This is a genomic window from Bombilactobacillus mellis, assembly GCF_000967245.1.
Lineage (GTDB): Bacteria > Bacillota > Bacilli > Lactobacillales > Lactobacillaceae > Bombilactobacillus > Bombilactobacillus mellis.
This window is the reverse complement of the sequence record NZ_KQ033878.1, coordinates 102,437-117,096: the sequence shown is the minus strand read 5'-3', so window position 1 is coordinate 117,096 and position 14,660 is coordinate 102,437. Positions and strand designations below refer to the sequence as shown.

16 protein-coding genes are annotated in these 14,660 nt (G+C 38.5%); 15 read left to right on the top strand and 1 reads right to left on the bottom strand.

From position 1 onward, the window contains the following. Positions 1 to 109: 109 nt before the first annotated feature. The 9 genes from JG29_RS04765 to JG29_RS04725 all read left to right on the top strand — a co-directional run bounded on the left by JG29_RS04765 (position 110) and on the right by JG29_RS04725 (position 9,686). On the top strand, positions 110 to 751 hold the full coding sequence (locus JG29_RS04765; protein ID WP_045922822.1) for a LysM peptidoglycan-binding domain-containing protein: 642 nt from the start codon (positions 110 to 112) through the stop codon (positions 749 to 751). A gap of 46 nt (positions 752 to 797) precedes the next feature. Then, the gene (gene cmk / locus JG29_RS04760) at positions 798 to 1,463 is read left to right on the top strand and encodes a (d)CMP kinase (RefSeq protein ID WP_045922821.1); all 666 of its coding nucleotides are present in this window, start codon (positions 798 to 800) and stop codon (positions 1,461 to 1,463) included. A gap of 71 nt (positions 1,464 to 1,534) precedes the next feature. Next, positions 1,535 to 2,740: a 30S ribosomal protein S1 gene (gene rpsA / locus JG29_RS04755; protein WP_045922820.1), complete on the top strand. Its 1,206-nt coding sequence runs from the start codon at positions 1,535 to 1,537 to the stop codon at positions 2,738 to 2,740. Between the two features lie 174 nt (positions 2,741 to 2,914). Continuing rightward, entirely contained in the window at positions 2,915 to 4,231 is a 1,317-nt protein-coding gene (gene der, locus JG29_RS04750; protein ID WP_045922819.1) for a ribosome biogenesis GTPase Der, read from the top strand. Between the two features lie 164 nt (positions 4,232 to 4,395). Next, positions 4,396 to 4,671, top strand: a complete 276-nt coding sequence (locus tag JG29_RS04745; RefSeq protein ID WP_045922818.1) for an HU family DNA-binding protein — start codon at positions 4,396 to 4,398, stop codon at positions 4,669 to 4,671. A 163-nt stretch (positions 4,672 to 4,834) separates the two neighbouring features. After that, positions 4,835 to 6,106 carry a tetratricopeptide repeat protein gene (locus JG29_RS04740; protein WP_045922817.1) on the top strand — a complete coding sequence of 424 codons (1,272 nt, stop codon included), beginning with the start codon at positions 4,835 to 4,837 and terminating at the stop codon, positions 6,104 to 6,106. Next, the gene (locus JG29_RS04735) at positions 6,096 to 7,295 is read left to right on the top strand and encodes a CCA tRNA nucleotidyltransferase (RefSeq protein ID WP_045922816.1); all 1,200 of its coding nucleotides are present in this window, start codon (positions 6,096 to 6,098) and stop codon (positions 7,293 to 7,295) included. Before JG29_RS04740 ends, JG29_RS04735 begins: the two co-directional genes overlap by 11 nt. A 1-nt stretch (position 7,296) precedes the next feature. Continuing rightward, entirely contained in the window at positions 7,297 to 9,189 is a 1,893-nt protein-coding gene (gene abc-f / locus JG29_RS04730) for a ribosomal protection-like ABC-F family protein (RefSeq protein ID WP_045922815.1), read from the top strand. A gap of 8 nt (positions 9,190 to 9,197) precedes the next feature. After that, positions 9,198 to 9,686 carry a dihydrofolate reductase gene (locus tag JG29_RS04725; protein ID WP_045922814.1) on the top strand — a complete coding sequence of 163 codons (489 nt, stop codon included), beginning with the start codon at positions 9,198 to 9,200 and terminating at the stop codon, positions 9,684 to 9,686. Here the strand turns inward: JG29_RS04725 and trhA are convergent. Continuing rightward, positions 9,677 to 10,342 (bottom strand): PAQR family membrane homeostasis protein TrhA, encoded by a 666-nt coding sequence (gene trhA, locus JG29_RS04720; RefSeq protein ID WP_045922813.1) that lies wholly within the window; start codon positions 10,340 to 10,342, stop codon positions 9,677 to 9,679. The genes JG29_RS04725 and trhA overlap by 10 nt on opposite strands. Positions 10,343 to 10,457: 115 nt before the next feature. Here trhA and JG29_RS04715 point away from each other — a divergent pair, with 115 nt between their 5' ends. From JG29_RS04715 to JG29_RS04690, 6 genes are all read left to right on the top strand, one after another. Further along, positions 10,458 to 11,303 (top strand): DegV family protein, encoded by an 846-nt coding sequence (locus tag JG29_RS04715; RefSeq protein WP_045922812.1) that lies wholly within the window; start codon positions 10,458 to 10,460, stop codon positions 11,301 to 11,303. Between the two features lie 26 nt (positions 11,304 to 11,329). Next, complete coding sequence (locus JG29_RS04710) at positions 11,330 to 12,121, top strand: SGNH/GDSL hydrolase family protein (protein ID WP_052696315.1); 792 nt, start codon at positions 11,330 to 11,332, stop codon at positions 12,119 to 12,121. Between the two features lie 2 nt (positions 12,122 to 12,123). Continuing rightward, positions 12,124 to 12,735 (top strand): YpmS family protein, encoded by a 612-nt coding sequence (locus JG29_RS04705; protein ID WP_045922811.1) that lies wholly within the window; start codon positions 12,124 to 12,126, stop codon positions 12,733 to 12,735. Between the two features lie 14 nt (positions 12,736 to 12,749). Then, on the top strand, positions 12,750 to 12,983 hold the full coding sequence (locus tag JG29_RS04700; RefSeq protein WP_045922810.1) for a YozE family protein: 234 nt from the start codon (positions 12,750 to 12,752) through the stop codon (positions 12,981 to 12,983). 70 nt (positions 12,984 to 13,053) lie between these two features. Then, positions 13,054 to 13,890 (top strand): ribosome biogenesis GTPase YlqF, encoded by an 837-nt coding sequence (gene ylqF / locus JG29_RS04695; protein ID WP_045922809.1) that lies wholly within the window; start codon positions 13,054 to 13,056, stop codon positions 13,888 to 13,890. Then, positions 13,883 to 14,656 carry a ribonuclease HII gene (locus JG29_RS04690; RefSeq protein ID WP_045922808.1) on the top strand — a complete coding sequence of 258 codons (774 nt, stop codon included), beginning with the start codon at positions 13,883 to 13,885 and terminating at the stop codon, positions 14,654 to 14,656. Before ylqF ends, JG29_RS04690 begins: the two co-directional genes overlap by 8 nt. Positions 14,657 to 14,660 lie beyond the last annotated feature (4 nt).

Sequence of the window (14,660 nt, the reverse complement as noted above, 5' to 3'; positions counted from 1 at the left end):
ATGATATTAAATTATCCAATGGGTGAACTAAATTATGATATTCTAACTAATATTCAAGAATTTTTTCAAAAAAACTGGTAAACTAGAATTAAACATAGAGGTGAGTGATATGAGCGATAAGGATCCAAAATTGTGGGAATCAACTTTTGGCGATGATTCCGATTCTGATGAACCTGAACAACTCTCTCGTGTTCGGCAAAAGAAGAATCGTCATGGCAATAAATTATTAGTCTGGAGTCTTTTCATTATTTTACTAATAGTAATGTTTTTGCCGATTATCGGTCAGAAATTGACTTCTAACCATAATAAATCTGCTATTGACAGTGTTAATCAAGAAACGGTCAGCACTAAGCCTAAAAAGACGGTTACAAAACATAAGACTAAAAGTAAAAAGAAGCAAAAAGCCAAAAAAGTAGTTTCCAAAATGGATCAATCACAAAAAACTGAGCAAGCTGCTTCGCAACCGGCTGATCAAGAAAACAATAATGATTCAACGGCTGCCAATCAACCCCAAGCTAACTCTAACGCAGAGGCGGCTCAGCCAAGTCAACCAGCAGCTAATAATAATGAAGCTAATAATGCTGCTCAGAATGCGGCAGCAGCCAGCAGCCAATATTATACAGTGCAACCTCATGATAATGCTTATCGAATTGCATTAAATCATGGATTGACGACAGCTCAGTTATATCAATTAAACGGACTGTCTGCCGGAACAGTATTACGGCCAGGAATGCAGTTGCGGGTAAAATAATAAAAAAAAACAGGGATAACCTGTTTTTTGTTTAGGAGTGAATTGAATGCAGATCGCTATTGATGGGCCTGCTTCTGCTGGCAAGAGTACGATCGCCAAAATAATTGCCAAAAAATTAGATTATATTTATACCGATACCGGAGCGATGTATCGAGCTGCTACTTGGTTGGCGCAAAAAGAGCAGGTTGATTATAATGCGGGTGCGACAATTGTCCAGCTATTACAAAAGAATCCCATATCTTTTCAAATACATTCAGACCAACAATATATTTATGTTGGTGATCGTGATATTAGTACGGAAATTAGAATGCCGCAAATCAGCAATAATGTTTCACAAGTGGCAGCTTTGCCTGAAGTAAGAGAGTTCTTGGTAAGCCAGCAACAACAAATTGCCGCTGATAATAACGTAGTTATGGATGGACGTGACATTGGGACGACGGTTTTACCAGCAGCTGATGTCAAAATTTTTCTGGTTGCCAGTGTCCAAGAGCGGGCCCATCGCCGGTACTTGGAGAATTTGACCCGGAACATTCAAACACCGTTAGCAGTGTTGGAAAAAGAAATATCTCTGCGTGATTATAAAGACTCTCATCGCTCAATTTCGCCTTTAAAAAAGGCCGTAGATGCGATCGAAGTCGATACTACCAGCTTAAGTATCGATCAGGTGGTACAAAAAATATTAAAAATTATTAACAATAAAATAAATAAATGACGATTACCACTGGTAATTGTGGCGTTTTTCAATTAAGATAGATTTCGAATGATGTCGAGGAGGATGTAAAAATGGCTGAAGATAATAACAGCGCAAATCCGATGGAGCAGGCTTTGAATGATTTTAACCAAGTACAAATTGGAGATATTGTGAATGCCGAGGTATTATCAGTTGATGATAATCAGTTAATTGTAGGTATTGACAATTCAGGAGTTGAAGGCGTAGTTCCTTTAAAAGAATTAACCTCTGACCGTAAAGCTGATATTCACGACTTGGCGAAAGTGGGCGACCAATTAGAATTATTAGTGGTTCGGCCTTCAGCAAGTGATAAAGAAGATGGCAGCTTTGTTTTATCGAAACGGCGTATAGAAAATAAAAAGGCCTATGATAAGATGAATGCAATTAAAGATGCTGATGAAACTGTTACTGGTAAAGTGACCGGTACTGTTAAAAGTGGTTTATTAGTTGATGTGGATGGACTACGGGGCTTTATTCCGGCTTCTATGATTTCAGATCATTATGTACGTGATTTAACACCTTTTGTAGGTCAGGAACTGACCTTAAAGGTTATTGAAGTTAATCGATCCAAGAATCGTTTAGTTTTGTCTCATAAAGAAATTGCAATTGCAGAAAAAGCTGCCAAACAAGCAGAAGTGTTTGCTAAAATTTTACCCGGTGATGTAATTGAAGCTAAAGTATCACGTTTAACTAATTTTGGAGCTTTTATTGACTTAGGCGGTGTTGATGGTTTAGTCCACATTTCTCAAATTTCTTATCAGCATATTGATAAGCCTTCAGATGTTTTACAACCCGGTCAAGACGTGAAAGTAAAAGTTTTGGATGTTGATAAAGAACGCGGGCGAATTTCTCTTTCTATCAAAGCTACTCAACCAGGCCCTTGGGAGAGTGTAGCTGAAAAAATCAGTGTTGGTGATGAAATTAAGGGTACTATTCGCCGCTTGACTGATTTTGGCGCTTTCGTGGAAGTTTTACCGGGAGTGGAAGGTTTAATTCATGTTTCCCAGATTTCTTGGGATCGGGTTAATAAACCGAGTGATGTTTTAAAAGTAGGACAAGAAGTGCAAGTAAAAGTTTTAAATGTTGATCCTGAGAAACATCGTCTGGGTTTATCGATTAAAGCCTTAATTGATAATCCACATGCCAGCAAAAAACAAAAAAATGAACAAACTGCAGAGCCGACGGATTACAGCTTACCTGATGAAGAACGCGGCTTTTCAGTAGGTGATATGATAGATGCTGACAAATTAAAGAAGTAGTTGTTTCATAAAAATTGATGTCAGTGAGTTATTGTTCTAGAATGATAAAAGACAATATTGCGCGTTACCAGGATCATGTTTTTTCGTAGTATTCGAATAATAAATTCAGGGATTGTGAAATTATTGGTCACGGTCCTTTTTTATGCTTAAATCTTAAATAAAGAAGGTGAAAATATGACCCTACCAGTTGTGGCCCTAGTAGGCCGCCCTAATGTGGGCAAATCAACCATTTTTAATCGGATTATTAGCCAACGGCTTTCAATTGTCGAAGATACTCCAGGGGTAACTAGAGATCGAATTTATGCCCATGGAGAGTGGTTAGGAAAAGAGTTTAGTTTAATTGATACTGGTGGTATTACTTTAAATGATCAAAACCTTAATCAAGAAATCACGAGTCAAGCTGAAATTGCCATTGATGAAGCGGATGTAGTCGTAATGGTGACTGATGCGCGCGTAGGGGTTACTAATGAAGATGAAGTAGTAGCTAAGATTTTATTTAGGTCACATAAACCGGTGATTTTGGCGGTTAATAAGGCTGATAATTTGCAGCAGCGTCAAGATATTTATGATTTTTATGCTTTAGGATTAGGAGAACCCTATGCAGTTTCTGGTGTTCACGGAACAGGAATGGGAGACTTATTAGATGCGCTGATAAACCAATTGCCGCTTGCAGGTAATGAACCAGCTGATGACACTATTAAATTTAGTTTTATCGGACGGCCTAACGTGGGCAAGTCCTCTTTAGTTAATGCCATTTTAGGTGAAAAAAGAGTCATAGTTTCGGCAGCGGAAGGTACCACGCGCGATGCAATTGATACGAAGTTTATTAATCGGGCTGACCAAACCGCTTATACGATGATTGATACTGCCGGTATCAGAAAACGGGGTAAAGTTTATGAAAATACTGAAAAATATTCCGTTATGCGGGCCATGCGTTCCATTGATCGTAGTGATGTAGTCGTGATGGTTTTAGACGGCGCCCAAGGAATTCGGGAGCAGGACAAACGGGTCGCCGGTTTGGCTCATGAAGCGGGGCGCGGAGTCATTATTGCCGTTAATAAGTGGGATGCCGTAGCTCATAAAAATCAAAAAACTATGCAGGAATTTCGTGATTATATTCGCGATGAATTTCGGTATTTAAATTATGCTCCGATAGTCTTTGTCTCAGCGCTTCACCATCAGCGTCTAGATCAAATTATGGAATTAGTTCAGCAAGTAACTGTTAATCAAAACCGCCGTATTCAGTCTTCATTGTTAAATGAGCTGTTGCTCAAGGCGACGGCAGTGGCTCCTGCACCTATCGTGAAGAATAAACGTTTGCGTTTATATTATTTAACTCAAGTAGCGACAGCACCACCAACTTTTGTCGCTTTCGTAAATGATCCGGATTTGTTTCATTTTTCCTATGAACGCTTTCTTATTAACCAATTGCGTACTACCTTTGAATTCACCGGCACTCCTATTAAAATTATCGCTCGAAAACGTAAATAAGGATTTTCTTAAGATTTAGCAAAATGACTCAAAAAAAAGTGATAATCCTTGCTCCAGAGCGCGGGTTATGATAGTTTGTAAAAGGATGATGGTTTGGTAGTCGTCATTAGTAATTTATTAGTAGTAAATTAATTTGGATTTGTTACTTTCCGGAGGTGAAATTATTGGCAAATAAAGCAGAATTAATTCAAAGCGTTGCAGAAAAAACTGGTTTGACCAAAAAAGATTCTACAGCAGCTGTTGATGCAGTATTTAATACCATCCAAGAAGATTTAGTCAAGGGTGAAAAGGTACAATTAATTGGTTTTGGTAACTTTGAAGTACGTCATCGTGCTGCCCGTAAGGGACGTAACCCCCAAACTAATGCAGAGATTACTATTCCTGCAAGCAAAGTACCTGCCTTCAAACCCGGTAAGACATTAAAAGACGCAGTTAAATAATTTTTTTAAAAGATTTATTTATCTGAATAGAAACAACGCTTGCGTTGTTTCTATTTTTTTAATTACACTATAATTAACTCTTTTTCTAAAAAGCGCAAAGACTATTTGGCTAGTCTTAAGAAATTGTGTTATGGTGAATCTAAAGCATCAAAGGAGAGTAGTTATGTCCTTTTCTGAAAAAGCACTAGCAGCCTACCAAAACGGTGATCTCACTCAAGCTAAAAAATTGGTGCAGCAAGCTCTGCAGCAAGATAGCGACGATGAATTATTCGATTTGGCGGAAAGTTTAACTGCTGCGGGTATTACTACTGAATCTCAGAAAATATATCAATCTTTATTGAAAAAATATCCCCAAGAAGATATTTTAAAAGTTAATTTGGCAGAAATTTTAATTTCTGATGATCAAATTGATCGTGCAACTGACCTCTTAAATCAGGTACAGCCCACTTCCAGTGCTTATTTATCAGCACTGCTGGTAAGCGCCGATTTATACCAAACACTGGGTTTATATGAAGTCAGTGAACAAAAATTATTGACAGCTTTAAGATTGGCCCCTGATGAAGAGGTTATTCAATTTGCGTTGGCCGAGCTGTATTTTGTTGAAAAGAAGTATTCGCAGGCGGCCACTTTTTATGAAAAATTAATCAAGCAAGGCTATCAGGAATTTTCCGGCTGCTCTTTAACTCAGCGCTTAGCCGCCGTTTATGCCGGTGCTGGTCAATATGAACAGGCAAAAACTATGTATCAGCAAATGTCCTTAGCTAGTTTGAATGCTGAAAGTCTGGCCAATTACGCAACCGTAGAAGTCGAATTAAAAAACTATCCGGCTGCTCAAAAAATTATTACGGAATTGTTGGCTTCTAATCCGGATTATTCCCCGGGTTATGTTTTAGCTGTGCAAATTGCGGAACATCAAAAAGATTATCAGTCAGCTTTAAAGCAGGCCCAGCTGGGAATAGGCTATGATCCGTTTAATAGCCGTTTATATCAATTGGCAGCCCAGGCAGCAGTGAAATTAAATGATGTACCACAAGCTGTGAGTCTGTTACAAAAAGGGATTGAGCGTGTAGAGGAAAACACTGATTTGATCTTAGATTGTAGTAATTTACTGTTGCAAGACCAGCAGTACCAAGATAATCGGGATTTATTAACTGAACATAAAGAACAATTGAATGATGAACCTTTGTATCATTGGAATTTGGCGCGTTCTTTAGAGGAATTAGACCAAATTCCTCAAGCTTTGCAGGAAATGTTAAGCGTTTATCAGCATTATCAAAATAATGCCGCTTATTTAAAAGATTTAATTCAAATTTTGCGGCAGGGTTCCCAAAAGCAATTATTACTAACTGCTGTCAAGCGTTATTTGCAACTAGTGCCTGATGACCAAGATATAATTGAACTTGAGCAAGAATTAGGTGATTGGAATGAGAATTGAGCACTGGCCTCAACAACTGCAAGCTGCAGTGCCCGTTTTAGAACGGATTAATCAAGCCGGTTTTGAAGTTTATTTTGTAGGTGGCTGTGTCCGTGATACGTTATTACAACGGCCCTTACATGATGTGGATCTAGCAACTAGTGCTTACCCGCAGGAAATTAAACAAATTTTTCCCCAGACGATTGACACAGGTATTGAGCACGGCACAGTAACAGTAATTTATCAAAAAAAAGCTTATGAAATTACGACCTTTCGTACTGAATCCGGCTACCAGGATTATCGCCGTCCGGATAAGGTGGAGTTTGTTCGTTCCTTAAAAGAAGACTTAAAACGCCGTGATTTTACTATCAATGCTTTAGCGATGAACGCCCAGGGAGAAATTATTGATCTATTTGCCGGAATGGCTGATTTACAGCAGCGGCAAATTAGAGCTGTCGGTGTAGCTGCAGATCGTTTTCATGAAGATGCTTTAAGAATGTTGCGGGCTGTGCGCTTTCAAGCCCAGCTGAACTTTACCATTGAAAAGCAGACTTTAGCTGGGATTAAAACCAATGCAGCTTTATTGTCCCATATTGCAACTGAGCGTATTCGCGAAGAATTTATTAAATTAATGGAGGGTTGTAATCGTCAAGCCGGCCTGATTTCTTTATATCAAACCCAGTTATATCGTTTTTGTCCCGGTTTGGCGACTTATGATTTTCCAAAAATTTTACAGTTTGCCGCCGGCCAAATCACAGATGAGGCTACTGTTTGGAGTTTTTTAACCTACTTAGGTAAGCTGAAGCGTGCTCAAGTGCGGCCATTTTTACGGCAGTGGAAAGTTGCCAATAATAATATTAAATTGGCCCAGGCGGCAATTGAGCTCTTAAATAATTATCAAGAATCCAACTGGCAATTATATATTGCCGGTCAAGCAGCAACTGCAATCGCGGCTCAAGTTTTACGCTTAACTTGCCAACAGGAGTTGGCTGAGCAACTGATCGAACAATATCAAGACTTACCATTAAAGTCGCCTCAACAATTAGCAATTAATGGACAACAGATTATGCAAGTATTAAATTTATCTCCAGGACCACAAATTGGTCAATATTTAAAACAGATCCAGCAGGCAATTGTTGCCGGTCAGTTAGTTAACGACTATCAAACCATTGTCAACTATTTAAAAAATAATAATTTGAGTGATAGATAATATGAAAACTTTAAGTGTCAATAAGCTTCAACAAAGTGTCGGAGCACGGACTTTGTATCAGGATGTTTCTTTTAAAATTAATACGGCTGATCGGATTGGTTTAATTGGTTTAAATGGTGTGGGCAAGACCACTCTGTTAAATTCGTTAATTGATCAGCAGTTATTGCGGCAAAAAGTGATTGAACATCCTCATGATTATCAAATTAGCTACTTACGGCAAACACCGCAATTTGATAAGTCATTGACTGTTATTGAAGCTATTTTACAAGGGGAAGAACCCTTATATGTAACAGTGCGCCGCTATGAACAAGTTTTAAACCAGTATTCGCGCCAGCCGGAAGATACGCAGGTAGCAAAAAGGTTCTTTCAAGCTCAAGAAGATATGGATCGTATTGACGGCTGGGAATTTCAGGCTAGTGTGGAAACTATTTTGACCAAATTAGGAATTAAGGATTTTAATCAGACTATTGGCCAGTTATCCGGCGGCCAACAGCGGCGGGTGGCCTTGGCACAAGTACTAGTTTCAACCGCTGATTTATTAATTTTGGATGAACCAACTAATCATTTAGATGAAGATGCTATCAGTTGGTTGGAAACTTTTCTGAAGAATTATCGCGGTGCTGTAATTTTTGTAACTCACGATCGTTATTTTCTAAACACAGTAGCTAATCGTATTTTAGAAATCAATCGCCAGCAAGTCACCGAATATTCCGGAAACTATGAGGCCTATGTGGCTCAAAAAGCTAAAAATGAAGCCGCTTGGGAGGCAACTCGTCAACATCAAAGAAATCTTTATCGTCATGAATTGAAATGGATGCGCGCTGGTGTCCAAGCTCGGGGAACGAAGCAAAATGCCCGCGTTGCCCGTTTTCAAAAACTCAGTCAACAAATACGGACTTCAAACTTAGATTCTAATCAAAAATTAACCATCGATCTCAAACAGCAGCGTCTGGGTAAAGATGTTTTTGAACTACAGGATGCCGCTCTCAGTTTTGGACAACAAATTTTACTGCAAAAATTAAATTTGCGGATTAATTCTGGAGAACATTTAGGAATAATCGGTGCTAATGGGGCCGGAAAAACAACTTTTTTGAATATTTTAGCGCAAAAACAACAACTAAGCAGCGGTAAACTAGCGGTCGGACAAACCGTGCGCTTAGGGTATTATACGCAACATGTTGAAAATATGGCGGCCGATAAACGAGTTATTTCTTATCTGGAAGCTATTGGTCAAAATGTAGAAAATGCTGAAGGCGAAAGCCTGTCGGCTTCGCAATTATTGGAAAGATTTCTCTTTACTCCCCAACAGCAAGGAGCCTTTATTCGGGATCTTTCCGGAGGAGAAAAAAGGCGCTTATATTTACTGGCGATATTGATCCAGCGCCCCAATGTGCTCTTGTTAGATGAGCCCACTAATAATCTTGATATTGAAACCATGACAATCTTGGAAGATTATTTATTAGATTTTGCAGGCACGGTTGTAGCCGTTTCCCATGACCGTTACTTTTTAGATAAAATTACAGATGATCTGCTGGTGTTTGAAGGCCAAGGTCAAGTGGAGCGTTATTGGGGGACTTATTCAGAATTTTTACAACAAAAATCCCGCTCACAGAAAGCTACCGAGAAAACTACGCGTCCGAAAAATTCTGTTAAACAACAGCATCATTCTACTCCCAGCTCTAAATTAACCTATACAGAAAAATTAGAATTAACAAAATTAGAACCGCAAATAGATGCTTTAGAACAGCAGAAAAAGGCTCTGGAACAAACAATGAGTCAAACCAATAATAACTATGAGCAGCTTTTGCAGCAACAGCAGGAATTGGATCAATTAAAAAAGCAAATTGATCAAAAAGTTGAACGCTGGACGCAATTAGCTGAAAAAGAAGAGTAGGAGAAAAGATGTTAGCATTTTTATGGGCCGAAGATCAACGGCATTTAATTGGCAATCAAGGCCATTTGCCTTGGCACTTGCCTAATGATTTACATTATTTTAAAAGCGTAACTTGGCAGCAGACCATTGTCATGGGCCATCGAACTTTTACCAGTTTACCGCACGGAGCTCTACCGCAGCGGCAAAATATTGTATTAAGTCATGACCATAATTTACACTTACCACACGTGCAAATGATTTATAGTAAAGCGGAACTTTTACAATTAGCTGCCACTTCAAAAAAAATTTTTGTTATTGGCGGCAGTAACGTGTTTGCTCAATTACGAGCAGAAGTTGATTATCTGTATGTTACTAAAATTGCGCATCAATTTGTCGGCGATGTCTACATGCCGCCACTTGACTATCAGGACTTTCAGCTGATTTCTCGGCGTCAAGGAGAGGTCAATTCCCAAAATCCGTGGCCGCATGAGTTTTTAGTTTATCAACGTTATAAATAAAAATAGGCTGCTAAAAACATCAAAATCGTCCCAATCATAACAAAAATATGCCAAATTACATGAATATATTTAATGCCTTGCATTGTATAAATTAAAGCACCCACGGTAAAAGCGATTCCGCCTGCTAAAAGTAAGAGAATACCCTTTTCGCCAATTTTAAGTTGCAGCGGCTTCATAATGAGCACAACCATCCACCCCATGAAAACATATAAAAAAGTATCGATAAAAGGATGATGGCCAATATTAAAAATTTTGTAAACAATACCAGCAATAGTAATCAACCAGATAACACTCAATAAAATCCAACCTTGTTTTCCGGCAACGCCGAGTAGACAAAAAGGAGTATAAGTGCCGGCAATCAGGAGAAAAATTGAGCTATGGTCCAAAATTTGGAAAACGTGTCGGGCTTTAGTAAAATAAAGACTATGAAATAAGGTAGAACAAAGATATAAGAAAATTAAAGTGCTACCATAAATCGTATAGGCTATTAAATTAGTTTTGGTGGGAGAAGTTTGGCGAATAGCCTTGACTAAGATCAAAATAGTGCCGATGATTGCTAGAATAAGGCCAATACCATGGGTAACTGCACTAAAAATTTCATTGGTAATATAATAAACATGACTACGGGTTGAGCGCTTATGGAATAAATTTGACACATTATTTCTCCTTAGTTATTATGATAAAATTATAGTCACTAGTTAGAATTTATAACTATCATAGATTATAATGCATTTTAGATTAAATATCCGAAAGATTAAAGGCGGGATTTTGATGAGTAAAGTTAAAGTAGTTACTGATTCATCTGTGCAGATTACTGATGAAGAAATTAAAAAATATGAGATTACCGTAGTACCTTTATCGATTGATATTGATGGTGAACAATTTATTGATGGAGTGACCATTAATCGTGAAGAATTCGTCCAAAAAATGCTGGCAGCGCAAAATGTTCCCAAAACTAGCCAGCCGCCTTTGGGACGGTTTATAGATAAATTTCAGGAATTGAGTGCTGATGGCAGTAAAATTTTAGTAATTGCGATGACTAAAAGTCTTAGTGGAACTATTGATGCTGCTCGGCAGGCGGGAGAGATGGTCGATGCTGATGTGACTGTAGTTGACAGTGAATATACTGATCGGGCTCTGGCTTTTCAGGTAATTAATGCTGCCAAAATGGCGCAAGAAGGTGCCGACCTGGAGGAAATTTTGCCGGCAGTTGAAAAAATCAAACAGCAAACTCATTTATACATGGGAATCCCGAACTTAGAGAACATTTTAAAAGGTGGTCGCTTAGGGAAATTAGCCGCCAGCTTGTCTACTTTTCTCAAAATTAATATCGTTATTCAGTTAAAAGATGCCAAAATTAATATTCTGAAAAAAGGTCGCGGTATAAAAACCATTGAAAACTATATGGAATCGGTAGTCCAAAAGATTGAAGAAAATGGTTCTAAAATTGCTGAAATTGGCATATCGTATGTGGATGACATCACCTTATCGCGTAAATTAGAACAACAAATTCATGAAAAATTACCGGAAATTCCGATCTTAACCCAAATTACCAGTCCTACCATTGCTACTCATGCCGGTAAAGGGGCCTTGGCAGTGATATATTATTACCGTTAATAAGATTTAAAGGAAGCATTTAAGTTATGATAAACAAGATGCGGCCGCTTCGTCGGTGGTTGACTTGCCTGCTAGTATTAACACTAATTATAAGCTGGGCTCTGCCCCAGAGTGTTCAAGCAAAAAGTAAAACTTTTTCAGTAGTGGCCGTTGGGGATTCCTTAACCTATGGGGTTGGTGATCCCAATCATCGTGGCGGTTACTGTTATTTGATTAAAAAGCCCTTGCAAAAAGCTACTAAGCAAAAAGTACGGGTGGCTAATTTTGGTATTAGTGGAGAAACCAGTGCACAGATTTTAAAGCGGGTAAAAACTAAAAGCTCATTACGTCAAGACTTAAAGCAGGGGCAACTGATTGTGATAACGGCTGGCGGCAATGATGTCATGCATGCCTTACGTGCGCGGGGATTAAAACTTTCTGAAAAACAGTTATTAACTTATCAAAAGCAATATACCAATAATATGGAGCAAATGGTTCATGAAATTAGAACCCTAAACAAAAAAGCCCCGATTTATATTTACGGTATCTATAATCCTTATGCAATTTATTTCAAAAAAATCCCCGGAATGAAACGGGCAATCAATAACTGGAATAAAAATACGCAACAGTTGACTCAGGAACATTGGCGGGTTCATTTTGTTGATATTAGCGCTCTAGCCCGCCCTAAGAAATTACAATATTCCAAGAAAACTCAGGAAACCACTAATCCGCTCTTATACACCAAGGATTATTTTCATCCTAATCGTCAAGGTTATCAGCTGATGACTAATAAACTCTGGCAAAAATTACAAAAAACAAAATCAGAATGGAGGCCTTGAATATGTCCCGCTCGCAAAAAAAGTCATTTAATCCTTGGAAATATGCCTTTCTTATTGTAATGGCCTTGTTGGTTTTAGGATTAGCTTTTTTGGCTTTTCAGATTTTTCATAGCGATATGAAAACTAATTGGAATGAAAGTCAGCCCACAACCAGAGTAGAGCAACAGCAAGCAATTTTTCAGGTTCACCTAACTAAAAAACAAACACAGCGTTTGGCTAATCATTATATTAAGGAATTTCTGAATAATGATGATATTAAATATCATTTGACAGTAGAAAAAAATCAGGTTAATTTGTTGGGAAGTGCGATCTTTTTAGGATCTCATATTAACTTTACCCTGCAAACCAAGCCCTACGCCACTGCTAATGGGGGGATTCAGTTAAAAGCCCAGCGTTTAAAAGTGGGTAAATTGGGGATTCCCCTAGAATTTGTTTTGTTTTATATTCAACATAACTATCATTTTCCCAAGTGGGTACAAATCAACAGCAAACAACGTTTGATCAATATCAATTTACCAGCACATCATAGTAAACAAGGATATTACTTTAAAGTTGATCAATTAAATTTGTCGCAGGACCGGATAATAATTAAAGTATTTTCTACTGCAATGTAAAGGAAACGAGAATAATGGGAAAGACTTTTTATGAATATTTGATGACGCAAAGAGATCCTAATAGTTCGGAACCCATCGCTAATTTTGCTCAGGCAGCATTTTTTGATTCAACTTTTCCTAAGCAATCGCATGATTATGCGGAATTATCCAACTATTTAGAATTAAATGGTTCTTATTTGCCGTCAATGGATATTTTTGATGCTGCTTTTCGTAATTATCAAGAAACTCAGGGCTCAATTATGAAATAAGAGCGTTGGAATATCGGACTTATTTTCTGAAAATAGGTTAAAAATCTGCAAATATGAAGGAGCAGAATTTATGGCAACTATTCAATGGTATCCAGGGCATATGAATAAAGCCAAAAATCAAATTCAAGAGCGTTTGAGTTTGGTTGATGTCGTTTTAGAAATTCGCGACGCCCGTTTACCGCAATCGTCAGCCAATCCGCTGCTAGAACAAATAATTCAATCGAAAAAACGGCTCATTATTTTAAATAAAAAAGATTTAGCCGATCCACAGCAAACCAGCCGCTGGCAGGATTATTTAAAGCAGCATGATTGTTCAAGTATAGCAATTGATGCCCAGCATAATGGTCATTTGCCAATAATTATTGCCGCTATCGAAAAATTAATGGCAGCTAAACTGGAAAAATACCGGAAAAGTGGGGTTAAAAACTATACTATTCGCGTCATGTGTCTGGGAATTCCTAATGTGGGAAAGTCCACGATTTTAAATAAATTAGTGGGAAAAAAAATTGCCGTGACTGGGAATCGACCGGGAGTTACTAAAAACCAAAATTGGTTAAAAGCTCCCCAGCAAATTGAATTGTTGGATACTCCCGGAGTTCTGTGGCCTAAAATTGAAGATCAGCAGGTGGGATTGAAATTGGCTTTAAGCGGAGCTTTAAAAGCTGATTTAGTAGCTAATGAAGATCTGGCACTTTTTGCTTTAGAATATTGGCAAAAATATTATCCGCAGCAATTACAACAAACTTATCATTTCTCTGATCAAGACTTAGCTGATAACAGTACAGAGCTGTTTAAATTATTAGCACAACAGTCTAATTGGGATCACGCTGCCCAAAAAGTTATTCAGGATGTGCAAAAAGGCACCTTGGGACGTTATACTTTGGATCAGGTGCCGTTAAATGACTGAAAATCTGTCCCAGCTCACAATTCAACAAATAAAAGATTTACTGAAAACTTCGTCTGCTCAGCCGGACCTCTGGTCCAAATTAGCTCAGGATCCGCGCCAAGGAGTGCAAAAATTAGTCCGAAAACATCAGCAACAGCAACAACGGCAACGAGAACTGCAAATAGATTTCGAACGCCGGTTAACTTTTGAGCGGCCGTTTTGGCAGAAGCAGCAACTGGTTGCCGGTATTGACGAAGTTGGACGGGGTCCTTTGGCTGGTCCGGTAGTTGCTGCCGCTGTAGTTTTGCCTGCGGATGTACAAATTTGGGAAATTAATGATTCCAAAAAATTAAGTGCGCATAAGCGGCGGCAATTATACGAACAAATTCTGGCTGTAGCGATAGATGTCAGTGTTGGTGTGGGTAGTCGCGCTTTGATAGATGAGTTGGATATTTATCATGCGACCGAAGTTACTATGGCTCAAGCCGTGCAGCAATTAAATGTCCCCGTTAAGCATTTATTAGTTGATGCCATGCAGGTTCCGGTAGCGATACCCCAAACAAAAATTATTAAAGGCGACGCCCGCAGTGCTTCTATTGGTGCGGCCAGTATCATTGCTAAAGTCTATCGAGATGAGTTAATGCAGACTTATGCCCAGATTTATCCGCATTATGGCTTTGAAAAAAATGCGGGCTACGGCACGAAAGAACATTTATTAGGAATGCAGCGCTGGGGTATTTGTCCTTTGCATCGCCACAGCTTTGCTCCAGTTAAAAAGTATTTGTAATCAT

Excerpts from the sequence above, each read along its gene's own strand:
- JG29_RS04765 (WP_045922822.1), top strand. The coding sequence starts at position 110 with ATGAGCGATAAGGATCCAAAATTGTGGGAATCAACTTTTGGCGATGAT.
- cmk (WP_045922821.1), top strand. The coding sequence starts at position 798 with ATGCAGATCGCTATTGATGGGCCTGCTTCTGCTGGCAAGAGTACGATC.
- rpsA (WP_045922820.1), top strand. The coding sequence starts at position 1,535 with ATGGCTGAAGATAATAACAGCGCAAATCCGATGGAGCAGGCTTTGAAT.
- der (WP_045922819.1), top strand. The coding sequence starts at position 2,915 with ATGACCCTACCAGTTGTGGCCCTAGTAGGCCGCCCTAATGTGGGCAAA.
- JG29_RS04740 (WP_045922817.1), top strand. The coding sequence starts at position 4,835 with ATGTCCTTTTCTGAAAAAGCACTAGCAGCCTACCAAAACGGTGATCTC.
- JG29_RS04735 (WP_045922816.1), top strand. The coding sequence starts at position 6,096 with ATGAGAATTGAGCACTGGCCTCAACAACTGCAAGCTGCAGTGCCCGTT.
- abc-f (WP_045922815.1), top strand. The coding sequence starts at position 7,297 with ATGAAAACTTTAAGTGTCAATAAGCTTCAACAAAGTGTCGGAGCACGG.
- JG29_RS04725 (WP_045922814.1), top strand. The coding sequence starts at position 9,198 with ATGTTAGCATTTTTATGGGCCGAAGATCAACGGCATTTAATTGGCAAT.
- JG29_RS04715 (WP_045922812.1), top strand. The coding sequence starts at position 10,458 with ATGAGTAAAGTTAAAGTAGTTACTGATTCATCTGTGCAGATTACTGAT.
- JG29_RS04710 (WP_052696315.1), top strand. The coding sequence starts at position 11,330 with ATGATAAACAAGATGCGGCCGCTTCGTCGGTGGTTGACTTGCCTGCTA.
- JG29_RS04705 (WP_045922811.1), top strand. The coding sequence starts at position 12,124 with ATGTCCCGCTCGCAAAAAAAGTCATTTAATCCTTGGAAATATGCCTTT.
- JG29_RS04700 (WP_045922810.1), top strand. The coding sequence starts at position 12,750 with ATGGGAAAGACTTTTTATGAATATTTGATGACGCAAAGAGATCCTAAT.
- ylqF (WP_045922809.1), top strand. The coding sequence starts at position 13,054 with ATGGCAACTATTCAATGGTATCCAGGGCATATGAATAAAGCCAAAAAT.
- JG29_RS04690 (WP_045922808.1), top strand. The coding sequence starts at position 13,883 with ATGACTGAAAATCTGTCCCAGCTCACAATTCAACAAATAAAAGATTTA.